We start from the raw sequence: 25,301 nt of genomic DNA, 5'->3' as shown, positions 1-25,301 counted from the left end.
GTGTTGCCGTGAGTGATTGGAGCGGACAAGAATTCGAGGTGCGTCTCGGGGCGCCGGGGCACGGTGGTTTCATCGTCGCGCGCCACGAGGGCCGGGTCGTGTTCGTGCGGCACGGGCTACCCGGTGAGCTGGTGCGGGCCCGGGTGACCGAGGACCGCGGCGGTTCGTTCTGCCGCGCCGATGCCGTCGAGATCATCGAGGCGTCCCCGGACCGGGTGCCCGCGACCTGTCCCGTGTCGGGGCCGGGCGGTGCGGGGTGCTGTGATTTCTCCTTCGCGACGCCCGCGGCGCAGCGTGCGCTCAAGGCCACGGTGGTGGAAGAGCAGTTGCGCCGCTTGGCCAAGATCGAGCGGGAGGTGACGGTCGAACCGATCGCGGGTGATTCCGGTGAGGTCACCGGTGGCTGGCGCACGCGGGTGCGTTTGGTCGTCGACGGTGCGGGGCGTGCGGGTGTGCACCGCCACCGCAGCACCGAGGTGATCGCGGATCTGCGCTGTCCACAGCCTGTCGCCGGCGCGCTCGACGGTGTCGCGGATCGGCTGTGGACACCGGGAGCCGATCTGGTCGTCGCGATCGACGGCGACGGTGAGCGTCACATCGTGGAACTGGCCGAGACTCCTGCCGGCGGCCCGTCCGGTCGCCCCGAGACTCCGCGCGGTGCGAGTCGCGGTCGTGGTCAGCGTCCGGGGCGCCGTCGTGAGTCGGCGCCGCCCGCGGGTGATGAGCGTGGTGCGATCCGGGACCGGGCGGCTTCGCGGAAGTCGGCGATGAACGCGCCTCGTGAGGAGTGCGTGGTCGAAGGTTCCGGCCGGGTCGTGGAGTATGTGGCGGGGCGTCGCTGGGAACTGTCGGCGACCGGGTTCTGGCAGGCGCATCGCGGTGCGGCGCAATGCTATTCGGATCTGATCGCCGATTGGTCGGGGCTCGCTCCCGGTGGTTCCGGCTGGGATCTCTACAGCGGTGTCGGCGTCTTCGCCGCGCGTCTGGCCGAGCAGACAGGGCAGACCGGCGCGGTGACCGGCGTCGAATCCGCCCGGTCGGCGGTGGTCGACGGTGCGGCGGTGTTGGGGGATCTGCCCTGGCTGGAATTGCGCAGTGACCGGGTCGAGCGGTGGGCTCGAAGTGCTTCCGGTAGGCCCGATGTCGTGGTTCTCGATCCGCCGCGGGCGGGTGCGGGCAAGGAGGTCGTCGCCGCTGTCACCGACGCCGACCCCCGCCGTATCGTCCATATCGGTTGTGACCCGGCGGCTTTCGCTCGCGATCTCGGGTTGTACCTGGATGCGGGCTACCACCTTGCGGAGTTGCGGGCCTTCGACGCCTTCCCGGCCACGCACCATGTCGAGTGTGTGGCACTGCTCGACCGCTGACGGCCCGAGTCAGTCGAGTGCCCAGGTGACGCGGACGCTCGCGCCGACCTCGGTCTCGCCGGGCACTACGGGAACGGGGGAGCTGGCGCGTGCCATCAGCATCGGTGACGAGTCCATTTCGGCGCTGATGTCGTAGGCGCGGGGTGTGGGGGGTGCGGTGTCCTCGGTGATCTGCAGGACTGCGCCCAGGCTCACCCCGGCCCGGGCCGCGTACTGCTCGGCCTTGGCTTTCGCGTCGTCGAAGGCGGCGTCCCTGGCCTGCTCGAGCAGCGGTGCCGGATCGGCGATGCCCCGGGTGAGTCCGCCGAGGCGGACATCGTCACCGCCTGCGTTCACCGCGGCGGCGACCGTTTCGGCGGGGTCGGTGCCGGTGTCTTCGCGCAGCGACACACTGAGCCCGGTGGACGCCAGGTATCCGACGATCTCGTTGCGCCCGTTGTCGGTGTAGACGGTCTCGGTGCGCACGCTCAAGCCACTGGTCGCCATGTCCGCGTCACTCACCCCGGCTGTCCGCAGTGCCGCGACGACCGCGCTCACCCGGTCACCGGCCCGCCCATACGCGGCGGCGACGGTGTCGGCGCGCGATTCCACCGACAACGTCAACCGGATCAGATCGGGCACCGCGCGCACCACCCCGCGCCCGAACGTGGTCGTGCTCGCCTGCCAGGGCTTCTTGCTCACCGCGGTACTCCTGTCGGTCGAAGGCTGCTGTGCTGCTCAACGTCTCGCGTCCGGACCGAGTTCCGTCGCCCGGGTCAGTAGTTCTCGGCATTCGCCGACACGGTTCGTACAGCGGCGTTCGGAGATGGTCAGTAGTTCTCGGCGTTCGCCGATACGGTTCGTACAGCGGCGTCCATCTGCGCATACGCCCCGGCCGCAAGTCGTTGCAGCAGGGCGAGTTTCAGTTGCGGGTGCTGCTCGGCGAGCTCGTCGAACACGGCCGGGCTCATCACCGCCACCCGCACGTGCGTTTCGGCGACGATCTCGTTGACGAACGGTTCCCTGATCAGCATCGGAATCTCGCCGAACGACATCCCGGCCGACAACGTCACCAGCCGATGCACCCGCCCGTCCGTGCCGGGAAACGTGACCCGCACCCGCCCGTCGAGGATCAGATACAGCCCCGACCGTTGCGCCGCGCGCTCGGCGATCACCTCACCCCGGGCGAACGTGCGCATCTCGAAATCGGCGCACAACCGGTCCCGATCGGCCGTGTCCAGCCCGATCAGCAGCGGATGTTCGTCGAGGCGTATCGACCTGCCCACGCCTGTGCCCGGCGGCCGATGCCGGTCGAGCACGACGTCCTCGCACCATTCGGTCGCCGTGTCCCGGTCGATGAACACCCGCCCGAGCGGGTCGTCGGGATCCAGACTCGACACCTCGTGCCCGAGCTTGGCATCGGGATCGACCAACGCCACCCGGCTGCCGCGCCGCACGAGCCCGGCCTGCAATTCATCGAGCATGTGGCGGGCCACCTGGCTCACCTCGCCGACGCGACGCAGGTCGATCACCAACGCGTCCAGCTCGTCGGCCCTGCCCTCGATCGCCCGCACCGCACGCTCGGCCCCGGCGAACAACAGGTCGCCGTGCAGTTCGTAGACCCGCGCCCGATCACCCTGCTCGGCCAGCACCGCGGCGTCCTCGGGTGTCCGGCGCAACCGCGACGGCAGCTGCGCCACCGAGTAGTCGGCGCGGATCGCCGTGCGCGCCGACCGGGTCACGTGACAGAAGTGCAACTCGAGCCGCCGCGACAGCTCCCGGCACGCGGCGACCCCGCGCACACTGTTGCCCTGCCCGTCCAGCCTCGGCGAATACACCGAGATCCCCAGCTGGCCGGGCAGCACCGCGATGATCCCGCCGCCGACCCCGCTCTTGGCGGGCAGCCCGACCGTGGTCACCCAGTCACCGGCGGCGTTGTACATGCCGCACGTGGTCATCACACTGAGCACCCGTTCGGTGAGCGCGGTCGACAGCGCCCGTTCGCGAGTCCTCGGATTGACCCCGTTGTCGGCGAGTGTCGCCGCCATCACGGCCAGATCAGCGCAGGTGATCTCGATCGAGCACTGCCGGAAGTACCGGTCGACCGCGTCGTCGGGATCGACGTCGATGATGCCGACCGAGCGCAACATGTACCCGATCGCCCGATTGCGGTACCCGGTGCGGGCCTCGGATTCGTAGACCGCCTCGTTCATCGTCAACTCGCGCCCGGCGAACCGGGAGTAGCAGCGCCGGACCCGCTCGAACTTGTCGGCGGCGTCGCGGCCGTTGATCAGCGAGGCCGCGGTGATCGCCCCGGAGTTGATCATCGGATTACTCGGGCGCTGGCTGTCCGGTTCGAGGCTGATCTCGTTGAACGGCTCGCCCGATGGCTCCACATCGATGTGCTCGGCCACCCCGTCGAGCCCGCGATCGGCCAGGGCGAGCGCATAGGTGAACGGCTTGGAGATGGACTGGATGGTGAAGTCGATGTCGGTGTCGCCGACCTCGTAGACGAGCCCGTCGGCGGTGGCCAGACACAACCCGAACGAATCCGGTGCGACCGCGGCGAGCTCGGGGATGTAGTCGGCGGGTGCGCCGGAGGTGTCGTCGCGGCAGACCGCGTACACCTCGTCGAGGATGCCCGCCACCACACCCGGGTCGATCGTGCGCGTCGCGCCGTGCGGTCGGGTCACAGCGTCACTGTAGGTCGCGTCGGCGGTGGCCCGGGCGGGGACGCGCGGGAGATAGTCCTCACAGCCGAGAACGCGGTGAGGTAAGCCTTTGTCGAACCCGATTTCCGCTCGCGCGTCCTGTTCAGCGGCATGCGGCGGTATCGTCGTCGCGACCGTAGACCTCGTCGTGCCCACGCTGGGAAGGGCCCGCGAGCCGGTGCCCGTCACGCGGGCAAATACACTGGGCGGATCACAATGTAGTCCGGAGGGAGCGAGTTCAGGTGGGAGTGCTGTCGCGGGTGGATTCACCCGAAGATCTGCGCCGGCTGAGCGTGCCGCAACTGCGGGAACTGGCGGGCGAGATCCGCGAGTTCCTGGTGCAGAAGGTCGCCGCCACCGGAGGCCATCTCGGCCCCAATCTCGGGGTGGTCGAACTGACCATCGCCCTGCACCGGATTTTCGATTCGCCGGCCGACCCGTTGATCTTCGACACCGGTCACCAGGCGTACGTGCACAAGATCCTCACCGGCCGCAAGGACCGCTTCGACTCGCTGCGCAGCCGCGACGGCCTGTCGGGCTATCCGAGTCGCGCCGAGAGCGAACACGACTGGGTCGAGTCCTCACATGCGTCGGCCGCGCTGTCCTACGCCGACGGTCTGGCCAAGGCGTTCGCGCTCACCGACCAGGACCGCACCCCGGTCGCGATCGTCGGAGACGGCGCGCTCACCGGCGGCATGTGCTGGGAGGCGCTCAACAACATCGCGGGCGCGCCCGATCGCCCGGTGGTGGTGGTGGTCAACGACAACGGCCGCTCCTATGCCCCCACGATCGGTGGACTCGCCGACCGCTTGACCGCGCTGCGCACCCAGCCCGCCTACGAGCACGCGCTCGACGCCGGGAAACGCATTCTGAAAAGCATTCCCGCCGTAGGGGATTCGGCGTATTCGATGGTCCACGCGCTCAAAGCCGGGATCAAGGACGCGGTGAGCCCGCAGGAACTGTTCTCCGACCTCGGCATGAAGTACGTGGGCCCGGTCGACGGCCACGATCTCGTCGCGCTCGAGGCGGCGATGCGGCGCGCCAAGGACTTCGGTGGTCCGGTCGTCGTGCACGTGGTCACCCGCAAGGGCAACGGTTACGAGCACGCCGAGAACCACGTCGCCGACCAGATGCACGCCTGCGACCCGATCGACCCACTCACCGGCCGCCCCCTGGCCGGCAAGAAGGCCAAGGGCTGGACCGCGGTGTTCTCCGAGGAGCTCATCGAACACGGCTCGCGTCGTGAGGACATCGTCGCCATCACCGCCGCGATGCCGGGCCCCACCGGCCTGGCCGCCTTCGGCGAACGCTTCCCCGAGCGCATGTTCGACGTCGGCATCGCCGAACAGCACGGCATGGCCTCGGCCGCCGGTCTGGCGCTGGGCGGCATGCACCCGGTGATCGCCATCTACGCCACCTTCCTCAACCGCGCGTTCGACCAGCTGCTGATGGACGTGGCGCTGCTGAAGCAGCCCGTCACGGTCGTGCTGGACCGCGCGGGCGTCACCGGCCCCGACGGTGCCAGCCACAACGGCATGTGGGACTTCTCGCTGCTCGGCATCATCCCCGGCATCCGCGTCGCCGCCCCCCGCGACGGCGCCACCCTGCGTGAGGAGCTGGCGGAGGCGCTCGCCGTCTCCGACGGTCCCACCGTGCTGCGTTTTCCGAAAGGCAGTGTCGCCGAGGACATCACGGCCGTGGAACGTCTCGACGGGCTGGATGTGCTGCGGCTGGCCGTGCCCAGTGCGGGTTCCGCGCAGTCCCAGCACGGTGACGTCCTGATCGTCGCCGTCGGCCCCTTCGCCGAGACCGCCATGAAGGTCGCCGAACTGCTCGACCCCCAAGGGATCTCGGTCACCGTCGTCGACCCGCGCTGGGTCATCCCGGTCTCCGACACCCTGGTCAAGCTCGCCGAGAACTACCGCCTCGTCGTCACCGTCGAAGACGGCGGCCTGCACGGCGGCATCGGCTCCACCGTCTCCGCCCGCCTGCGCGACGCGGGTCTCGACGTCCCCACCCGCGATCTCGGTGTGCCCCAGCAGTTCCTGGACCACGCCTCCCGCAACGAGATACTCGAAGAACTCGGCCTCACCCCCGATGCCATCGCCCAGCGGATCGGCGGCTGGCTGCAATCGCGCTGATCAGGACCGGGTAGCGCTCAGCGGCCTGGCCGCCGGGCGACGACGGCGAAATTCAGCGGGATGCGCGGCGCGCCGTCCCGCAGCGTCCACCCTTGTTCGCAGGGCACGAGATCGGAAAACGCGGGCCAATCCATGAAGGGCAGCTCCGTCAACGCCTCGATGACGAGCCCGGCCGCGAGCAGCGCTCCGACGATCTCCCCCAGGTCGTGGCGCCACTCGTGATTGGTGGTGTGGGTGATCTGCCCGTCGGAGTCCTCGGTGTAGGTACCCGAGTCCGAGTAGCTCCGAGCGCCGCCGCCGCCGAGGTAGTCGTCGTCGATCTCCCACGGTTCGAACTGCATCGCGCCCAGAATCGGATGGTCGTCGCGGATCACGAACACCCCACCCGGTTCGAGCAGATCATGGATCGACCGCGCCCACGCGGTGAGCTCCGGTAGCCAGACGATAGTTCCGGCACTGGTCACGATGGTCTCGAAACGTCGGTGGAGCACCGCCGAGGCGAACCGCGCGTCCCCTTCGACCCAGGTGATGTCGCGACCGTCGGCCTCGGCGATCCGCGCCGCGTGCCGCAGCGAGTTCGGCGACAGATCCAGTCCGTGTACCTCCACCGCGCCCAACCGCGCCCAGGACACGGTGTCGGTGCCGATGTGACACTGCAGATGCAGCAGCGACCGTCCCTGGATCCCGGATTCGGGGAGGTGTGGCGCCAGCACCGCGAGATCGTTGCGCACCACCGAGGAAATGTCGTCCGGATCGGCCAGAAAGGCATCGACGTCATACATCTGCGAACGCGCGTGCACGTCGGCCCGGTCGTCCCAATTCGCCCGGTTGGCGGCGATCGCTTCGGCTTCGAGCACGGTGTGACCTTTCGACGGCGGGGTGACGGCGAGGATCAACGCTAGCGTCGAGCGCGCGTCGGGTCGATTGATTTTGTGCCGCCGGATCTCTCGGAACGCTCACGGAATGCGGCGGGCGGGGGAGTATTCCTGTTCGGGGCGGCCGGTGGTGCCGTAGCGCAGTTGCATGCGCAGGTCGCCGGTGGTGACGAGCGCGGCGAGGTAGCGCTGAGCGGTGGCTCGCGAGATGCCGGTGGCGGTGGCCACCTCGCCCGCCGACATCGGAGTGGGGGCCTGGTGCACCGCGCGGAGTACCAATTCACGGGTGGGGGAGGCGGTGGCGGATGCCCGGTCCGGGGTGGCCGGGGCGGGGCGCAGTGCTTCGAGTGCCGCATCGACTTCGCGTGCGCTGACCTCGGGGACGGAGAGGATTCTGCGGTAGCGGGCGTAGCCTGCCAGGCGGGCGGCGAGCACGGTGTGGTCGAACGGTTTCACCAGATACGCCAGCGCTCCCGCCGTCGAGGCCGCACGGACGGTGCTCGATTCGGTGGCAGCGGTGAGCATCATCGCGTCGCAGTGCAATTCGCGCACCAGATCGATACCAGAACCATCCGGCAAGTAGACGTCGACCAAGGCGAGATCGATGGCGGTCGTGCCGAGTGCCTGACGCGCGGCGGCGACCGTGTTGACGACCGCGCCCACAGCGAATCCGGGTAGCGCGCCGACGATTCCGGCATGCATGTTCGCCACCCGGAAGTCGTCATCGACCACGAGCACGGTGAAATCGGGCCGGTTCACGACACTTCTCCCTCGCTGAGCACGCCGGGTAGGCGCGCGATGAACTCCGCCCCGCTCAGTTCCCCTCCGGCAGAACCGGCCGAGGCCAACCACACATCCCCACCGAGCGCCCGAGCGACCTGCCGCGACAACGCCAACCCCACCCCGCGACCGCCGGGCACCCCACCACCGTGCTTCGTCGAAACCCCGTCGGCGAACAGTGAATCCACCAACTCCGGTCCGATTCCCGGGCCACTGTCGGCCACTGTGATATGCAGTGTCGATCCCTCCCGCACCAACTCGACCTCCACGAGTGCCTGCGCGCCGGGCTTGCTCGCCGCGGAATCGTCGCCGGTTCGCGTATCGAACGCGCCGTCCACGCCAGCTCCCGACCCTGGGTCGGCAACGCGCACCGCATCGATAGCATTGTCGAGCAGATTTCCCAGCACTGTCGTCACATCTACCGGCGCAACAAGATTCGCGTCGACCCAGGTACTCGGCCCCAGCCGCAACAGCACCCCGTTCTCGCGGGCGTGAGCCGCCTTGGCCGCGAGAAACGCCTGCAGATACGGATCGCGCACCGCATCGATCCCGGGCATCGCGGCACCGAGGGGCCCTGATCCGAGCAACTCGTCGATATAGCTCGCGGCCTCGCTGGGCCGATCACCGTGCAGCAATCCGCTGAGCAGATGCAACCGATTCGCGAACTCGTGCCGCTGCGCCCGCAGCACCGTACTCATCGACCGCACCGCGTCCAACTGCCGAGTCAGCGACTCCACATCGGTCCGATCGCGCACATCCAGCACCGCCCCCAGTGCGCGCCCGTCACGGTTGACCATCCGGGCGGTGACCACGACGATCCGATCACCGACCGCCGCCTGCGCCGGCTGCCCATCGGCGGCGCGAAAAGCCTCGAGCACGCGAGGCGTGAGGCCGATCGAATCCACCGAACGTCCACTCTCCCCGTCGATTCCGAGCAAAGTCCGCGCCTCGTCATTGATCACCGTCGTGTGCCACCTGGCATCGACCGCGACCACCCCCACCCCGATCCCGTGCAGCACCACATCTTGTTCCCGCACCAATTCGGCCAGCTCAGCGGGCTGCAACCCCAAAGTCAGCCCGTGCCACCGCCGCGCCAGCAACATCGACCCCGCGATCCCGGCGAACAACGCGCCCAACACCAGCACCGCGGCCCGGCGCAGATCGCTCACCAGCTGATCGCTCACCGCCTCGGTGGAGATCCCGACACTCACCTCACCCACCACCCGATCCGAACCCGGCTCGCGCACCGGCACTTTCGCCCGCACCGAGTCGCCGAGCGTGCCGTGCTCGCGGATCACCACCTCGCGCCCTGCCAGCGCCTCCGACGGATCCGTACTCACCTTCTGACCCAGCCGCGCCGGATCGGGGTGGGCCAGTCGCAACCCCGCGTCATCGGTGATCACCACGAACAGTGCCTCGGTCCGCAACCGCGCCGCCTCGGCGGTCTGCTCCAGTTCCCCGCTCGCGAGCTCCGCGTGCGGCAACGGCCCCGGCTCCAACGCCGCGTACCGGGCGACCTCGTCGCGCACCAGCGGATCACTGGCGACAGTGCGTGCGATCGCCAACGCCCGCTGCCCGTACTCGGCTGACAGCCGCTGATCACTCAGATACGCGAACACCCCGAATGCCAGCCCCAGGATCAACGCAACCAGCGCTACCTGCAGCAACACGATCTGTGTCCGTAGCCGGACGACACGGGGGAACAGCCTCACCGGCTCAGTCTAGGCACCTACGGTGGCGGTGAGCACAATGCGCACAACGCCGATATCGCCGCTTGCGCTGGTTGTGCGCACAAGCGCGCGCCCTGTGACCCACACCACTTATCTTTCGATAGCGGCCGCACATCACACCCAGCGGCGCCGGACACAGGAGCAGCAATGAGCAATCCACTCATCGAACTCCGGGGCGCGACGAAGCGTTTTCCCGGAACCGACGGTGGCATCCACACCGCGGTGAAGAACATCGACTTCACCGTTGCGCCAGGCGAATTCGTCGCGGTGGTCGGCCCGACCGGCTGTGGTAAGTCCACTACCCTCTCGCTGGTATCGGGCCTCGAGCCCACCTCGGCGGGGCGCACCATGGTGCACGGCAAGGATGTCGACGGCATCCCCGACGGCATCGGTTTCATGTTCCAGCAGGATGCCGTGCTGCCGTGGCGCAGCGTGCTCGACAATGTCGCGCTCGGCCCGCGCTTTCGTGGTGTGCCGAAGGCCGAGGCGAAGGCGAAGGCCGCCGAGTGGGTACGCATCGTCGGGCTGGCCGGGTTCGAGGACTATTACCCGCATCAGCTCTCCGGCGGCATGCGCAAGCGCGTCGCACTGGCGCAGACCCTGGTGAACGAGCCCGAGATCATGCTCATGGACGAGCCGTTCAGCGCGCTCGACGTGCAGACCCGTCAGCTCATGCAGGACGAACTGCTGCGTGTGTGGGCAGGCACCGACGCCGCGGTGATCTTCGTGACCCACGACCTCGAGGAGGCCATCGCCCTGGCCGACCGGGTGGTGGTGATGACCGCCGGCCCCGCGACCGTCTGTGGTGACTTCCGCGTCACCCTCGAACGTCCGCGCAATGTCGAAGAGGTGCGCCTCACCGAGGAATTCCGCGACCTCTACCGGGAAATCTGGGAAACGCTGCGCGATCAGGTCGAGGCAGCACGCGCGAAGGGAGCGACCCGTGTCGCTTGAGACGATGACCGAGATCGCGGCCACCGCGCCGGAAGTCGAGGCCGAATCCGAGGAGCAGATCCTGGCCCGGGTCAAGGCAAGGAACCGCAAGTCCAAACTGCGTGTGTGGGGCCTGCGCGCCGCGCTGATCGTGCTGTGGCTCGGTTCCTGGGAACTCGTCGCGAGCCTGTGGATCGACCCCTTCTTCTACTCCAAGCCGTCCCTGATCTTCGACCGCCTGGTCGAATGGTTCACCGAGGGCACACAATTCGGTTCGATCTGGCTGCAGATCTTCACCACCGTGCAGGAAGCAGTGCTCGGTTTCGTGATCGGCACCGTCGCCGGTGTCGTGCTCGGCACCCTGCTCGGCCGCAGCCGCTACTGGGCCGATGTGCTCGCCCCGTTCATCAAGGCGCTCAACGCCGTTCCTCGCATCGTGCTGGCCTCGCTGTTCATCATCTGGTTCGGCCTTGGCCTTAGTTCCAAGGTCGCCACCGTAGTGGTACTGGTGTTCTTCGCCGTGTTCTTCAACGCCTTCACCGGCGCCAGGGAAGTCGACGGCAATGTCATCAACAATGCCCGCATCCTCGGTGCCAGCAAGCGCCAGATCCTCGGCTCGATCGTGCTGCCCAGCGCCACCACCTGGATTCTGTCCAGCCTGCACACCGCCTTCGGCTTCGCCCTCATCGGCGCGGTCGTCGGTGAATACGCCGGCGCCAGTAAGGGTTTGGGCCTGTTGATCTCCAATGCCCAGGGCACTTTCGACGCGGCGGGCATCTACGCGGGCATGATCATCATCACGGTGGTCGCGCTGATCGCGGAATCGCTGATCGGCTTCGCGGAAGGCCGCTTGCTGAAATGGCGTCCCTCGCAGGCGCAGTCGGGTCATGGGGTGTAGACGATGAGATACCGCAAGCCCTTCGCCATCACCCTGCTCGCGATCAGTTCGCTGCTGTTGGCCACCGGATGCCGCGATTCGCGGTCGATCCCGATGTCCGACGGCAGGCCCCAGATCACCATCATGGTCGGCGGCCTGGAGAAGGTGATCTACCTGCCCGCGATGCTGGCCCAGCAGCTCGGCGCCTTCGAGGCCAACGACATCGATGTGAAACTACTCGGCGAACAGTCCGGTGCCAGTGCCGAAACCGCGCTGCTCACCGGCGACGTCCAGGCCGTGGTCGGTTTCTACGACCACACCATCGACCTGCAGGCCAAGGATCAGTGCCTGCGGACCGTCGTCCAATTCGCCGACGTACCAGGCGAAGTGGAGCTGGTCTCCACGGCCGACGCCGACACCATCCGCTCACCCGCCGACTTCCGTGGCCGCAATCTCGGTGTCACCTCCCTCGGCTCGTCGACCGACTTCCTCACCCAGGCGCTGGCCGGTCAAGAGGGCCTGAGCACCTCGGACTACACCAGGGTGAAAGTCGGTGCGGGACAGACCTTTATCGCAGGCATGAACCACGACGGCATCGACGCGGGCATGACCACCGATCCCACTGTCGCGAAAATGGTGCAGTCCGGTGACGCGAAGATCCTGACCGACATGCGCAACGAGGAAGGCACCCGCGCCGCACTGGGTGGCCTCTACCCCGCGTCGTCGCTGTACATGAAGTGCGACACCGTCTCCGCCCACCCGGAGATCGTGCAGAAACTGGCCAACGCCTTCGTCCAGACCCTGCGGTGGATCGACACCCACAACCCCGACGAGATCGCCGCGAAGATGCCGTCCCAATACGCGGGCAGCGACCCCGACCTCTACGCGAAATCCATCCGCGACTCGATCGGCATGTTCAACGGCGACGGGCTGATGAAACCCGAAGGCGCCCAGAACGTCCTGCGCATTCTCGGCCAGTACTCCCGCAACGTGGCCCCCGTCCGAGACCGCATCGACCTCGAAGCCACCTACACCAACCAGTTCGTCGAACAAGCCCACCGAACCCCCGCACAGTAACCACCATCGACCCTGCCGCAACCCGCGGCAGGGTCGATGCGTGCCTATCGGTACGCGGGCTCGTTGTCCTCGCGATAGATCGCGAGCGCCGATTTCATCAACCGCACCAACGACCCTCGCGCGTCGCCGGTATCACCCGGGCGCGCCTCGATCACCGAGCCACGTTCGGTGATCAGGTAGCGACCGTCCGGGAAATCCATCACGTGGAAGCCCTGACCGGGTTGCGGCCGGTTGTCGATCGCGGCCCCCGGATAGCCCGCCACATACACCAGCGTCGACCGTGTCCGTCCGAAGAAATCGTCCGCCTTCTGCTGCGGAGTACGCCGATCGGCCGCCCACGGATCGTAGGGCGTTTCCTCGTCGATGTCGTTGCTGTTCATCGTGAACCCTTCCCCGGCTGCCGCCCCCGTCGCCGGCAGCCGGGCAAGGAGCTTGTCGGGCAGCTGCTCGATCTCGAGCAGGCTCATCCGGATGTCACCACCCTCGCGATCCAAGGGCACGCGCTGCTGTTCCAGCAGTACCGCTTGGTGTCCCCGCACCGCCGCGAACGACCGCAACTTCTCCCCGTCGCCGTATCCGGCCAGTTCGAACCGCGCTTCCGGCTCGAGCAGAATCCGCACTGCCGCTTCCAGGGTCTGGTCGAACATCGGCAGCACCCGCTGCGCCTCGTCTTGCCACAGCCGGTCGTAGTCGTCCACGGTCACCGCGTCCGAATGCGTCTGCAGCGGATACGGCAGCACATCCCGATCCGCCGCCCGCCACAGCACGGTGAACCCGAGCGCGCTGAACTGCCACTGAGTCACGTTCACTCTCCGATCACAGGGGGCACGGTTCTGGCTCGCTGATCGTCGCTGAGCCCGGTGAGTTCTTCACCGTTCTCCTGCGTGATCAGATAGTCCTTCGTCCCGGCTTCCTTCTCGTCGTCGCCCTTGCCGCGACCGCCACCGGCACCCATACCGCCCATGCCGGACATCCCGCGGCCCGCACCGCCGGAACCCGTGCCGCCTGCGCCCGCGCCCGCTTTCCCAGCGGTCGCGCCTCCCGGCGTACCCGGAACGGCCGCTCCGGGAACGCCGGAACCGGGTGTGCCCGCACCGGGCGAACCCCCGCCCGGAGAGCCGCCGGTCCCCATGGGTGTCGTCGAGGCGGGCGTGGTGCCTGCCGGTGAGGTCGGAGTGGTCGGCACGGTGGACTGCGGTGTCGTCGCGGCCGGCTCCGTGCTCGAGGGTGTGGTGTCGTCACCGGTGTCGTCGTCGGACGGATCCTCCGTCGTCGGCTGTTCGGTGGTGGGTTGTTCGGTGGTGGGCTGCTGCGTGGTCGGCTTCGTGCCGGTGGTGTCGTCCTTGCTGCCCGGGTCGACACCAGGCTTCGATCCGGTGTCGAGGGGGTTGTAGGGCTGTGGCACCAAGGGGACGTCGGTGTCCGCGATCTTGATCGCCTCGTAGTAGATGCCCTTGACCACTTCCGCGCCTTCGGATTTCGCGGTGTCGGCGTTGTGGCTGTCCATCTTCCAGGTGGGTCCGGGGATGTAGCTCGCGATCCCGCTGATCGTGGATCCTTCGTGCGGCTTGACCCGGTCCTTGGCGATCTGCATGGCGGACTCGACGACCTTCACCTTCTCGGCCATCATCTGCGCCGACCCGAGGAGGTTGCCCGACTTCTCGACGTATTCTTTGATTCCCGCACCGGCGCTGGCGCCCGCGTTGCCGGTCCACTTCTCGGCGATCGCTGTCCCGATCTGGGCGTCGTAGGTCTTGAACCCCTCTTCGAGCTTGTTGCGCAGGGTTTCCCACCGGGTGTGCAGCGTATTGACGTCACTCATCGACATCGCGGAGACCCGCTCGTACAGGTCCGACATCTGGCTCGGCTCGTCGTAGGAGACAACCTGCGGCTTCTGATAGGTGCCGTCGAATTCGGTCTTCAACTCCGCCAGCCGATTCCGTGCGATGTGCGCGTCCGGGCTCTCGTCCGTCGAGCGGGTCGGCTTGCTGCCTTCGGCGTAATCCTTCAACGAGAGGTAGGTACTACCTCCTGGGATGGAGGTGACGACGGCCCTGCCGAGGTTGTCCAAGAATGACACTATTGACCACCGGGGATGTTGGCGCCCTGTGAATTAAGCGCTTGAGCTTGAGCTACTTGCTGGTCTTCGTACTTCTTCACCGAGATCTCGATGGTGTCGCGGATGAGCTCGAGGACTGCTATATGTTCCTCGAACGCGGTGTTGAAATCTCGTTCTCCGCCAATAGCTTTCATGCCCAACATCTTGGCGAGCTCGTCGGCGGCGGTGAATCTTCCAAGGCCGGTCACAACCGATAGTCGTTGTAGGTCGTTCTTCAGTTGGATGAAGAGCGCAATCTGGTTGTTGCTTGCATCGCGGCAGCTTGTGGCAACCGACGGGTCCAGGTAGAGGCGACCGGCCTTCGCCTCCTCGTTCAAGTATTGCCAGCGGGACTTCTCATCAGTTGGAGCCACCGCACCCCCTAATCTTTTCGACGATTCACTTGGGAAACAGAGGAACGATCGCTTCCGCGATCGGCTTCAGCCGCTCGCAGGGCGGCATCGACTTCGACTTCGTACTGATATTGAGCAGGTCGATTTGCGCAAACCCGCTCGCAGTCGGGAAGGCGAGGGAGCATTCCTCATTCGCGTCGTTATGAGTCTGCCGGTATTGCACGCCGCTGCGACCTGCGACTACGACATCCGAAAACGCGATATTGGTAGGCTTCGCCCGGACCTCATCGATTGTGTGGATCGTCGAGTACGCGCCGACACCGTAGTTCGGGGGGAACTCGGAATCTTCCCACCCGCAGATCTTCCACCCCGGCTCTTCTGCCCCGAGGATTCCGGACCGCTTCGACGCCACATCCAAACCCAGGTTCGTCAATGTCGAATCCGGGATCTGCGTGCACGGGTCCCACAGCGCAGCGGTAGCCACCGCCTGATCGGTAGTCGCGCTGGGCTGGGCATTCCCGTTCTCGGTGGTGGAACATCCCGCCATAGCAAGCGCTCCACACAACACAGTGGTCGCCACCACGAACCGTCGCCGCACGAGCATCCTCCGTCTTCCCAGCTCACCGAGCCACACCATCATGACGAGCCCGCACCAACCCCACGGCGGCCCCGAGTACTCCCCGCACCCGGCCACCCCGTCGTTCCGCACAGCCTACGACACCGCCCCGCCCAATTCATCCCACCGCCCCCGACCCATGGAACCTCCACAACCACACAGAGTTCCGCCGCGCCAGAGTTCTGCCAACCCTCCACAACAACCCACGGCCGTAAGCCGACGGCCGCGAGTCATGCAAGTCGAGCACCAATCCTCACCGCCCTACATATCCCGCACAATGGGGCACCGAGATGGCACTCCTTCACCCCCTTAGACGCACCGAAGCCCCTTCCGGTTCCATCGATTTCACCACCGGCATCAAACCCATCCCGATCCGCTACGCTCGACGATTGGCACTGCGTGCCGCAGGTCGTAGCCGTCGGGTCCGACCTGCTCGATCAGGATCGAACACCGCAGGTCACGGCAGGGAGTGCCGGTCGACCAGGGGTGGCATCACGTACGAGGGGCGGGGCACCACATGACCAGCGCTGGCGGGGAACTGAGTATCTCCCCGGACAAGATCAAATCCCACGCCACCAACGTCACCTCGGCCGGTTCCGGGTTGACCGAAGCACTCGAAGCAGCCCAAGCGGTCTCGGCGCCGTCGGACGCGTTCGGGAAACTCTGTGCCTTCCTCGGCCCCTTGTTCGTCGACTCGGTCGAAACCGACGGCATCGACGCCATCCAGGCCGCGATCGACGCATTCTGCAACACCAGCTCGAACCTGACCGCCGTCGCCGACGCGTTCACCACTCGCGATAACACCAACGCCGCCGCGCTGAAGAACCTCGACGTCTGATGACCAATCCCCTCATCGCCGCGAAGGAAGACACCACCGACTGGTCCACCGGCATCAGCCTGGTCAGCTCGGTCACCGACCTGTCCGACGCGATCTCGGGCGGTTCCTGGATCGAGGTAGGCCTCGGTGTCGTCGGCCTCGCCGCCGAAGCGGTCTCCCTGGTCGTCGACCCCCTCGGCACCCTGGCCGGTTACGGCGTCGGCTGGCTGATCGAACACTGCCAACCCCTCCAAGATGCCCTGGACTGGATCGCGGGCGACCCCGCCCAGATCGAGGCCTACGCCAAAACCTGGGACAACGTCGCCACCCGCATCAGCGAAGTAGCCACCGCCCAAAACAAGGCCGTGACCACCGATGTGACGGATTGGACCGGCCAAACCGCCACCGCCTACAAATCCGCCGCTTCCAACACCACGAACCTGCTCACCGCGGCCAACACCGCCTCGACCGCGGCAGCCTCCGCGATCCGCATGGCAGGCGGCATCGTCGCCGCGGTCCGCGAAACCGTCCGCGACCTGGTAGCCCAAACGGTCGGCCGTCTCGCGGTCTGGGCTGCGGAACTGGTGTTCTCGGTGGGTTTGGCGACGCCGCTCGTCGCGATCCAAGCCACCGCCTACATCGCCAAGACTGTGGCGACGATTTCGAAGTTGTTCTCGAAATTGGCCAAGACGATGGCGAATTTGAAGCCGCTGCTCAAGCAGTTGAAGTCGGCATTCGGCGATATCGCGAAGGCGTTCAAGAAGACCCCGTCGAAGTCGAAGAACGCCGACAACACGACAACCAGCCCTGCGGCCACGAAGAACACCGACACCTCGACAACACCCTCGACCACCAAGCAGCCTGACACGCCAACGAATCCGTCGAGCACGCCTGACACACCGGCCAAGACAACCGACAATCCGGACACCCCGGGTAGCACGAAACCGGCGAGCACTCCGAGCGATACCGGCAAGCTTCCAGACCAATCCGGTTCCGAGAAACCCGACCTCAACAAGACCGCGAAGCAAACCACCGACTGCGGTGACCCGGTCGACGTCGCGACCGGCGAGTTCCTGCTCCCCGCAACCGATATCGAGCTGCCTGGGGTGTTGGCGTTGGTGCTGACCCGCCGCCATCGTTCTTCGTACCGGTTCGGTCGATGGTTCGGGCCTTCCTGGGCAGCGACCCTGGATATGCGGGTCGAAGTCGACCAGGTCGGCGTCCGGTTCGTCGGACCCGACGGTGAGCTGTGGCAATTCCCCCACGCCGCCCCGGACCTCCCCGTTCGTCCGGTCCACCAGGGCATCCGCGCAACCATGACCCGCACCGAAACGGGCGGATACTCAGTCCACGACCCAGACCGCGAGCTCACCTGGAGCTTCCGGCCCACCGCAATGTCGGCCGGGTCGGAAACCCCCCTCGGCAACTATCCGATCACCGAGATCACCGACCGCCACCACAACCGAATCACCTTCCACTACAGCGACACCGGCCACCCAACCGAAGTCACCCACTCCGGCGGATACCGCGTCCGGATCGACACCACCGACAACCGTGTCACCGCCCTGACAGTGCTCGGCACCACCCCCACTGGCGAACCGCTCGAAACCACTGTTCGCGAATTCAGCTACACAGCAGGTGATCTCGCCTCGGTCACCAACGGCGTCGCCGCGACCACAACCTTCCGCTACGACGAACAACACCGCATGCTGTCATGGCGCGACTCCCGCGGCACAGAAATGCACAACACCTACGACCGATCCGGACGGGTCATAAAACAAGTCGGCACCGACGGCATCCTGTCGGCGACTTTCGCGTATGAACCGCGTCCCGAATTCGGGCGATCGCGCACCCACCACACGAACTCCCTCGGCGCCACCACCATCTTCGAGTTCGACGAAGACCTCTGCCTGCGCAACCTGATCGACCCCCGCGGCGCGACCTCGATCACCGACTACAACGAGTACCGACAACCGGTCCGCCACGTCGACGCCTACACCAACACCACCGTCTATCTCTACAACGCTGATGGTGACCTGGTCTTGCTCCGACGCCCTGACCAGGCAACCATCACGGTCAGCTACGCCGCGCCGCGTCGTCCAGCCACGATCACCGATGTCGATGGCACGGCCATCACTCGCACCTACGACGGCCACGGCAACCTCGCCAGCATCACTGACGCCGATGGTGTCACAACCGCCTATACCCACCACCCGTGCGGTGCGCCGGCGTCGATCTCGCTCTCGACCGGTGCCACCACCATCATCGATGTCGATGCGGCCGGGCTACCGATCCAGATCACTGAACCCGCCAACGTGATCACCATCGTCGAGCGCGACCTGTTCGGGCGGCCGGTCAGGATCACCGATCCTCTCGGCAATACCAGTACTAGCCATTTCTCGGTCGAGGGAAAGCTGCTGTCGCGCACCGATACCGACGGCACCACCCAAACCTGGACCTATGACGGTGAAGCGAACCTGCTCACCCATACCAACCAGATCGGCGCGAGCACCCGCTATACCTATGGCACTTTCGATCTGGTCGCCACCCGCGAAACCGCTGATGGCGCAATTACTTCCTACACTCATGACACCGAACGTCGACTCAATTCGGTCACCAACCCTCTCGGTGACACGTGGACCTACGAACACGACCTATCCGGCAATGTCTGTGCCGAAACTGACTACAACGGCTCGGTCACACGCACTGACTTCGATCTACTCAACCGACCCACCACCATAATCACACCCATCGGCGTCCAACGTCGCCTGACCTTCGACGTCCTGGGCCGATTCACCGGCGTAAGCACGGATACCGGTGAGTGGATCAGCAACTCCTACACCCCGACTGGGCAACTCGCGACGGCCCGAATCGGTTTGCACGCCAACACCATCCACGCGGTGACTTTCGCTCACTCCCCGGCCGGGCGAGTCCTGACCCAGCACGTCGACGGCCGCCCCGTCACCTATGACTACGACGAGCACGGCCGCCGCACCGGCTACACGACGCCGAGCGGCGTGTCGACCAGCTACGAACGCACCCCCACGGGGCGGGTTTCGGCTCTGACCACGAACGGGCACCGATTCGACTTCACCCACGACCAGCTCGGCCGCCAAAATAGTTGGCACAGCACAGGTATCGGACAACACAACACCTACAGCTCAGCCGGCCGCACCGTCACCCGTGAACTCGTCCAGCTCGACCCCCTCACCAGCACCCCCACCCAACTCCTCGAACGCGACGAATTCTCTTGGCGTCCAGACGGTTACATCACCAGCCACACCACAACGACGCCCACCGTCAGTCGCCGGCGCGACTACACCCTCGAAGCGATCGGCCGCATCACCGACATCACCTCACCCAGCGTCGGCGTCACCGAGCTATACAGCTACGACGCACTTTCGAACCTCACCGCAGCCGAGATTCCGCCATTACCGACACCGTCGGGTCCTGTTGCGCCCGAATGTAACCCGTCCGAACCCACTACTGATCCGCAGTTCGAGTACCGGAACAACCTCCTCATCCGGGCCGGTCGTACCCGCTACCACTACGACACTGCTGGCCGCCTCATCCGCAAAGAAAAGACCCGGATCTCTCGCAAACCCGCCATCTGGCACTACCGCTACAACGCCTTCGACCAACTAACCGAAGTCACCACCCCGGACAACAACACCTGGACCTACACCTACGACCCCTTCGGCCGCCGAACCAGCAAACAAAACCACGCCGACAACACTCGCACTGATTTCGCCTGGGACGGGGTCCACCTCACCGAACAATCCACCACCACCCCCACGGGCACCCGAACCCATACTTGGACCAACCACCCGACCACCCACGTTCCCCTCACTCAATCGGTCGACGACACTCAATCGGTCGACGACCAATTCTGGGCAATCGTCACCAACCTCCAAGGCGCCCCCACCCACCTCGCCGACCCCACCACCGGCGAAATAGTCTCAACCGCCACCGCGTCCCTCTGGGGCCACACGACCTGGACAGGCCCCGAAACACCCCACCGATTCCAGGGCCAACACCACGACCCCGAAACAGGCCTCCACTACAACCACCACCGCTACTACGACCCCGAAACAGGCCGCTACACTAGCCCCGACCCCCTCGGACTCGCACCCGCAAATAACCCGCACGCCTACCCTCACAACCCGACCACTTGGGTCGATCCCCTCGGCTTGACGCCGTGCACTATCGATCTCTTCCGGGCTGTAGGGGTTCGTGAATATGAATCAATCATGTCCACTCAATCCTTTACGCCCTCACATAACAGTCTTGAGGGTCGTCAGTTCGCGCTGACACTAGAGGAGGCGCTCGAATACGCGCGTCATGACTCATCGAAGGTTGCTGTTATCAGAGTGACCGTCGACCGTCAAGCACTAGATTCGGTCGATTTCTCGGATCGCATCGACCCGTTCATTTTCAGGAATGGCGTGTACACAGTGCAGCCTGGCTCACAAAGTGACGCATTCCACGCCGGAATTCGATCAATCGATCATGTACTGTAAGGAGTTTATGGCGTGAAGAAAATATCAGCAAGCCTGACGTTTCTCACCACAGAGGAAGGGGGCAGGGTAGCGCCAGCACGCGACGGAGTCCGTTCGCAGATCCTCATCGGCGACATTATGACGTCTTGTGTTGTGCGCGGGCAAGCGGATGGCGGAGTGTTTATTCCTGGCAGGCAGTACATAGTCGAATTGGAGTTACTCTTTTCCGACCTATATGCAATTGAATTGGATTCACTAAAGACTGTTGAACTATATGAAGGCAGCAAACTAGTAGCGAAGGGGGCTCGCCTTTGATTGATGTACTGCAGTAAGAGATGAGCAGCGTGCACTAATCCGTGATGAAATCCACTATGTGACACACGCTGGTGCTGATACTATCACGAGTACCGGAAGTTCAACAATAGGGCGAAACTCGTTGAATGGTGTGCAGAGTGTCGGCGAGTATCTGCGAAATTCGTCCCCACATCTGATTAATTCAATATCTCAAATCCGCTGTCCGGAACTCCGCTGGAGGCCATGATCGAAAGCAAATCTCCCCGAGCCTACCTCTCGAAATTGAATGACAAGGTGGGAACGCGGCATCCTTCCGCAGGAGGTTCTAGCCATAGGGGTTTGAGTCTGGGAATAATGTTGCTCGATGCGGAGGCACAGGACACCGGTGTCAGTAAGGCCGAGCTCATTGGGAAGTGAAAACAATGGTCGAGTTCATTTTCACGGTCCGCGACGACCCTCCAGAGGATGGATATTCGCTAGGCGACCTGGAAGTGCTGGGTAACTCAGCATCGGTTACTACTCGCGGTCTTGAGCACCCTGATCAACGCATGATGGTGTATCCCTCCGCTGCTACTCTCCTCTTCGAGGCTCGCTTACTGGCCAGTCGCGGAAAAGGCAATGGGAGGTTCGAAGGCATTGGTTCTATGTTTGTGGTCGAGTTTTCACCACAAAAGGATCGCGTAGCTACCCGACACGGGAAAATGGTGATTGATTCCACTCCGTTGTCAGAGTTTCTTTGCGCTGTCTACGTTAGTGCAAGATCTCTGCATGACCAGGGCGTCAGCGCCATTGAAGATAATCGCAAGGTATTGAAGGTGTTGGAGAAGGAGATAGATGCATTCGAAGTGTGGCGACCATCTCTTATGTCAAACATGTGAAATCAAATGATCGACGGAATCGTTGACCAATAGATAAGGGTACGCGAAAATGATACCAGAATTCCATGAATTCGTTGCTGAAGTGGCGATATCCAATTCATTGTTCGAGATTCGGAATGGTGTCAGCGTAGGTAGTGTAGACCAACTCATGGGTGAGTCTGAATCCTATGAGGAAGTTGATCGAAATCGATATTGGATGCGGCGCGACTATGGGCTGGTTCAAATAGATTTCAATCCCGATGAGCAGAAGGAGTGGGTATCTTTCGGGATCAAGCTGTCGGTCCACCGCCTGCAATGGGGGACTTCAATTCCCATTCCAATTGTGGAGTTGGTATCCGATATTCCGGAGAAGATCTATTTCGATGACTTTCTCACCGCGACCGAACCTCGCGGTTGCCTGGTCAGACGTACGGATCTGAACTTTCGTGATGAAATCCACTACATGACACAAGCTGGTGCTGATGTCGTGGCCACAGTGAAGGAAGAGGGTGGGGAATTCTCGCCAGACTACGTTTGGGAGATCAATCTTGCGACACAGCGAACGTGAATATGTGAGGTTTGATCGTATGGGTACGGACCGAGGCTTATTGGCCGCAGCCCCCACTGAGGCGAATACGGTTGCGGCGCTGTCGACGGCAGTCGACAATCTCCTGGCGGACGGCATCGATCGCGAAGCGGTGTTCGCACACCTGGTCCGCCTTCACCTTGTGCTGTGGGAGGCCGATCACGAGAAGTCGGAAGACGCTGTCATGGACGTGACGGACCGGTTCGTCGGCTGGACCACGGCGGAGCATAAGGTTGTGATCCGGGGTATGCCGAATCTGGCTGGTCTGCATCCCGATTCATGTTGGCGGGAGGCTGAGATGGTCGAGATGGGGTTCACTGAGGACGATATGCCACGGGAAAGTGTCGATATGCATCCGGGGATGGCGGAATCGTCTAGGAGTGACGCGCCGCTGCCAGTCTTCCGAAGCGGCCGCACACGCTCCGTGGACGAAATGGACGACGACATCTACGCCCGTATCAAGCAGCAGGCAGCGCGGCGATGATCATCGTTGCCGACACCTCGGCCCTGTTCGCGGCATCGATGCCGACCGGATCGAGCACGCCCAGGGCAGTCGAGGTTATCGAGTCCGAGGTGCCGGTGATCACCGCTGGTCCTGACGGAATTGGATCACCTCGTGCACCGGGACCTCGGTTTTCCCGCCGCGATGCAAGTCACGGAAGCGCTCATGGCCCGCATGATCGACGGGCGGCAACGGCTCGCGGAAAGCACGTCGATTTTGCCGCCGCGCAGACGATCCGTGCCAAGTATGAGGCGCTCCGACTGGACTTAGCTGACGCCGTCGGCGTCGTGCTCGCCGACAAGTTCCGTACCGACGCGGTTTTCACGCTGGACCAGCGCGACTTTCGCGCAATCGAGCCACTGACGCCGGGGATTCCCGCTTTTCGAATCCTGCCGCCGACCTCTGAGCACCTGACCGCGTGGACTGGAGCTGATGAGCGCCTGTAGTTGGCCTCGACCGCATGCTCGCGGAGTGTTGGGATTTTCCCAACACCGCTGGTAGATTGGTCTATATGGACGAAGATCTGGCGGCGGTAGGCGAGCGGATTCGATCGCGCATGCCTGCGGGTTCGAGCCAGCGAAGCCTCGCTGAGCTGGCTGGGATGAAGCCGGACGCATTGTCGCGGGCGCTGAACGGGCAGCGGGGGTTCTCATCGCGCGAACTCGCCCGCATCGCCGATGAGATAGGCGCGGACCTCTACTGGCTTGTCACCGGTGAACAGGATCCGCGACGGGTCGGGATCGCTGCTCGACACGTGTGGAATGTCGATCGCGGCGTGCGGACCAACCCTGGCAGAGCACACGACGAGGCGCTTCTCGCGAGGGTGGAAGACACCTACAACGCCGCATTTCCTGACGGGCCGCCGTCGAGTGAGCCGCTACCTGACGGTCCCGAGGCGATGCGTGGCATCCTCGGCGAGGATTTCGTTCGCTCGTACATCGGTGTTGTGGAGACTCTATTGGGCGTAGATGTCATTCGCCTGCCGATGTTGTCGACGGATTATTCACTGACAATCGGCTCACGGGCGATCGTCATGCTCGCGACCACGCCCAATTGGTTCCGGAGCAACTGGTCGCTGTCCCACGAGCTGGCTCATCTCGCGCTGGGGCATCACAGTGGGGACCTGCCGCCCGATGAGTCGGATGAGGCGCCTGCCGACGAGTTCGCGGCACGGCTGCTTCTACCGGAAGAGCTTGTTGCTCAGCAAGATTGGGCGCGCATGGATGGGCGTGGCTTGGCGATGTTCCTGTGGAAAACGGGAGTATCCACTAGCGCATTGAAGAATCGGTTGTCCACACTGAAGATTCACCCTTCCGTGGAGGTCGTCGCGGCGCTGAAGCGGACAACACCGGTTGTGGTTCGCGCGCATACCGCTGGAGAGGATGAGGCGTTCGAGGTCAGGAGAGCGGTGATACTTCGGCAGCAGGAATCCTCCACGCGCGCGGTTCCGTCGATTCTGGTCGATGCGCTGCAACGGCGAGTCGAGGATGGTGTCATCTCTCCTGAGCACCTCGCGTGGGCGCTGGATGTGTCAGTCGATGAGATCGATTTCCCGGAGCCGAATGACGACAAGGACCTGGCTCGGGCCTACGAGCAGGGCATCGACAACCGGCCGACTCATTCGGAGCTGGCGGACTGGCTCGCGGCGAAGGGCCGATCGACCCGGTGAATCCAACAGAGATCTGCTGGGCGACGATTACCGACCGTCGGCAGGCGTCAGAACTTCAAGCGTTCACCTGCACGACCTCGCGACCGCGCAGTCCGGCAGGGCGAGAGCTGCCGCACTCCAAACCCTGGGAACGCGTGGCGCAGAGCATTATTCGGCAGAGCCCGAGATGTCTGAAGGCGGGCAACCTTCTCGTCGTCGGGCGGTGCGAGGGTACCGCGGAGATCATCGCGGTTGCTCATCTGACTTTCGACGGTGTCTCGCCGACGTTGTTCGCTGCCCATGTGGCGGCCATCGGCGTGAGTGAGACTATGCGGGGACAGGGCGGGAAAGTGGCCGACAGTGTCCTCGCCAAGTCTTGCGACGTCATCGTCGATCGAGCGAAGGATCGTAGCGGCGGTCCGATATTGGTGACCGCGAACATTCACGTCGAGAACTATCCGAGTCAGCTTCTGTTCGAACGAGCCACGTTCGAGCCGATCTCGGTTCCTCGCGGCGAGTACCAGCAGTGGATCCGCGACCTGGCTTGTGGCTGACACCTCG

At 64.7% G+C, this 25,301-nt stretch carries 23 protein-coding genes; 14 read left to right on the top strand and 9 right to left on the bottom strand.

Annotated features, from left to right (window positions below):
• Positions 1-8 precede the first annotated feature (8 nt).
• Positions 9-1,367 carry a class I SAM-dependent RNA methyltransferase gene (locus tag ACFWPK_RS12510; RefSeq protein ID WP_378914830.1) on the top strand — a complete coding sequence of 453 codons (1,359 nt, stop codon included), beginning with the start codon at positions 9-11 and terminating at the stop codon, positions 1,365-1,367.
• Positions 1,368-1,376: 9 nt separating this feature from the next.
• On the opposite strand, the gene ACFWPK_RS12505 is transcribed toward ACFWPK_RS12510, so the two are convergent.
• Positions 1,377-2,048 (bottom strand): SIMPL domain-containing protein, encoded by a 672-nt coding sequence (locus ACFWPK_RS12505; protein WP_378914828.1) that lies wholly within the window; start codon positions 2,046-2,048, stop codon positions 1,377-1,379.
• Positions 2,049-2,176: 128 nt separating this feature from the next.
• Positions 2,177-4,039 (bottom strand): glutaminase A, encoded by a 1,863-nt coding sequence (glsA, locus tag ACFWPK_RS12500; protein WP_378914826.1) that lies wholly within the window; start codon positions 4,037-4,039, stop codon positions 2,177-2,179.
• A 260-nt stretch (positions 4,040-4,299) separates the two neighbouring features.
• Here glsA and dxs point away from each other — a divergent pair, with 260 nt between their 5' ends.
• Positions 4,300-6,198, top strand: coding sequence for a 1-deoxy-D-xylulose-5-phosphate synthase (gene dxs, locus ACFWPK_RS12495; RefSeq protein ID WP_378914824.1), 1,899 nt, complete (start codon positions 4,300-4,302; stop codon positions 6,196-6,198).
• A 17-nt stretch (positions 6,199-6,215) separates the two neighbouring features.
• On the opposite strand, the gene ACFWPK_RS12490 is transcribed toward dxs, so the two are convergent.
• From ACFWPK_RS12490 to ACFWPK_RS12480, 3 genes are all read right to left on the bottom strand, one after another.
• Complete coding sequence (locus tag ACFWPK_RS12490) at positions 6,216-7,055, bottom strand: class I SAM-dependent methyltransferase (RefSeq protein ID WP_378914822.1); 840 nt, start codon at positions 7,053-7,055, stop codon at positions 6,216-6,218.
• Between the two features lie 99 nt (positions 7,056-7,154).
• Positions 7,155-7,832: a response regulator gene (locus ACFWPK_RS12485; protein WP_378914820.1), complete on the bottom strand. Its 678-nt coding sequence runs from the start codon at positions 7,830-7,832 to the stop codon at positions 7,155-7,157.
• Complete coding sequence (locus ACFWPK_RS12480) at positions 7,829-9,565, bottom strand: ATP-binding protein (protein WP_378914817.1); 1,737 nt, start codon at positions 9,563-9,565, stop codon at positions 7,829-7,831. The genes ACFWPK_RS12485 and ACFWPK_RS12480 overlap by 4 nt, the downstream gene beginning before the upstream one ends.
• A gap of 165 nt (positions 9,566-9,730) precedes the next feature.
• On the opposite strand from ACFWPK_RS12480, the gene ACFWPK_RS12475 reads away from it, so the two are divergent.
• Genes ACFWPK_RS12475 through ACFWPK_RS12465 form a run of 3 tightly spaced genes read left to right on the top strand, consistent with a single transcriptional unit; the run spans position 9,731 to position 12,470 of the window.
• Positions 9,731-10,537 (top strand): ABC transporter ATP-binding protein, encoded by an 807-nt coding sequence (locus ACFWPK_RS12475; protein WP_378914815.1) that lies wholly within the window; start codon positions 9,731-9,733, stop codon positions 10,535-10,537.
• A complete protein-coding gene (locus tag ACFWPK_RS12470) occupies positions 10,527-11,414 on the top strand; it encodes an ABC transporter permease (protein ID WP_378914813.1) in 888 nt (295 codons plus the stop codon). Before ACFWPK_RS12475 ends, ACFWPK_RS12470 begins: the two co-directional genes overlap by 11 nt.
• A gap of 3 nt (positions 11,415-11,417) precedes the next feature.
• The gene (locus tag ACFWPK_RS12465; protein ID WP_378914811.1) at positions 11,418-12,470 is read left to right on the top strand and encodes an ABC transporter substrate-binding protein; all 1,053 of its coding nucleotides are present in this window, start codon (positions 11,418-11,420) and stop codon (positions 12,468-12,470) included.
• A gap of 44 nt (positions 12,471-12,514) precedes the next feature.
• Here the strand turns inward: ACFWPK_RS12465 and ACFWPK_RS12460 are convergent, their stop codons facing one another.
• Genes ACFWPK_RS12460 through ACFWPK_RS12445 form a run of 4 tightly spaced genes read right to left on the bottom strand, consistent with a single transcriptional unit; the run spans position 12,515 to position 15,561 of the window.
• Positions 12,515-13,273: an ESX secretion-associated protein EspG gene (locus ACFWPK_RS12460; RefSeq protein WP_378914810.1), complete on the bottom strand. Its 759-nt coding sequence runs from the start codon at positions 13,271-13,273 to the stop codon at positions 12,515-12,517.
• Between the two features lie 2 nt (positions 13,274-13,275).
• Positions 13,276-14,550: a hypothetical protein gene (locus ACFWPK_RS12455; RefSeq protein WP_378914808.1), complete on the bottom strand. Its 1,275-nt coding sequence runs from the start codon at positions 14,548-14,550 to the stop codon at positions 13,276-13,278.
• A complete protein-coding gene (locus ACFWPK_RS12450) occupies positions 14,550-14,942 on the bottom strand; it encodes a hypothetical protein (protein ID WP_378914806.1) in 393 nt (130 codons plus the stop codon). Before ACFWPK_RS12450 ends, ACFWPK_RS12455 begins: the two co-directional genes overlap by 1 nt.
• 25 nt (positions 14,943-14,967) lie before the next feature.
• A complete protein-coding gene (locus ACFWPK_RS12445; protein WP_378914804.1) occupies positions 14,968-15,561 on the bottom strand; it encodes a DUF3558 domain-containing protein in 594 nt (197 codons plus the stop codon).
• A gap of 493 nt (positions 15,562-16,054) precedes the next feature.
• On the opposite strand from ACFWPK_RS12445, the gene ACFWPK_RS12440 reads away from it, so the two are divergent.
• The 9 genes from ACFWPK_RS12440 (at position 16,055) to ACFWPK_RS12400 (ending at position 25,294) form a co-directional block, all read left to right on the top strand.
• Positions 16,055-16,375, top strand: a complete 321-nt coding sequence (locus tag ACFWPK_RS12440) for a type VII secretion target (protein ID WP_378914802.1) — start codon at positions 16,055-16,057, stop codon at positions 16,373-16,375.
• A complete protein-coding gene (locus tag ACFWPK_RS12435; protein WP_378914800.1) occupies positions 16,375-20,874 on the top strand; it encodes an RHS repeat-associated core domain-containing protein in 4,500 nt (1,499 codons plus the stop codon). Before ACFWPK_RS12440 ends, ACFWPK_RS12435 begins: the two co-directional genes overlap by 1 nt.
• Positions 20,875-20,886: 12 nt before the next feature.
• Entirely contained in the window at positions 20,887-21,168 is a 282-nt protein-coding gene (locus tag ACFWPK_RS12430; RefSeq protein WP_378914798.1) for a hypothetical protein, read from the top strand.
• A gap of 401 nt (positions 21,169-21,569) precedes the next feature.
• Complete coding sequence (locus ACFWPK_RS12425) at positions 21,570-22,025, top strand: hypothetical protein (RefSeq protein ID WP_378914796.1); 456 nt, start codon at positions 21,570-21,572, stop codon at positions 22,023-22,025.
• A 49-nt stretch (positions 22,026-22,074) separates the two neighbouring features.
• On the top strand, positions 22,075-22,572 hold the full coding sequence (locus ACFWPK_RS12420) for a hypothetical protein (RefSeq protein WP_378914794.1): 498 nt from the start codon (positions 22,075-22,077) through the stop codon (positions 22,570-22,572).
• Positions 22,573-22,591: 19 nt separating this feature from the next.
• The gene (locus ACFWPK_RS12415; protein WP_378914792.1) at positions 22,592-23,074 is read left to right on the top strand and encodes a hypothetical protein; all 483 of its coding nucleotides are present in this window, start codon (positions 22,592-22,594) and stop codon (positions 23,072-23,074) included.
• Entirely contained in the window at positions 23,071-23,538 is a 468-nt protein-coding gene (locus tag ACFWPK_RS12410; RefSeq protein ID WP_378914791.1) for a VapC toxin family PIN domain ribonuclease, read from the top strand. The genes ACFWPK_RS12415 and ACFWPK_RS12410 overlap by 4 nt, the downstream gene beginning before the upstream one ends.
• Before the next feature lie 65 nt (positions 23,539-23,603).
• Positions 23,604-24,761: a helix-turn-helix domain-containing protein gene (locus ACFWPK_RS12405; RefSeq protein ID WP_378914790.1), complete on the top strand. Its 1,158-nt coding sequence runs from the start codon at positions 23,604-23,606 to the stop codon at positions 24,759-24,761.
• Entirely contained in the window at positions 24,758-25,294 is a 537-nt protein-coding gene (locus ACFWPK_RS12400) for a hypothetical protein (RefSeq protein ID WP_378914788.1), read from the top strand. Before ACFWPK_RS12405 ends, ACFWPK_RS12400 begins: the two co-directional genes overlap by 4 nt.
• The last annotated feature ends 7 nt before the right edge of the window (positions 25,295-25,301 follow it).

It is taken from the genome of Nocardia sp. NPDC058519 (genome assembly GCF_042719755.1).
Classification (GTDB): Bacteria; Actinomycetota; Actinomycetes; order Mycobacteriales; family Mycobacteriaceae; genus Nocardia.
Note: the sequence above shows the minus strand (reverse complement) of the source record. Positions and strands in the feature narration are given on the sequence as shown.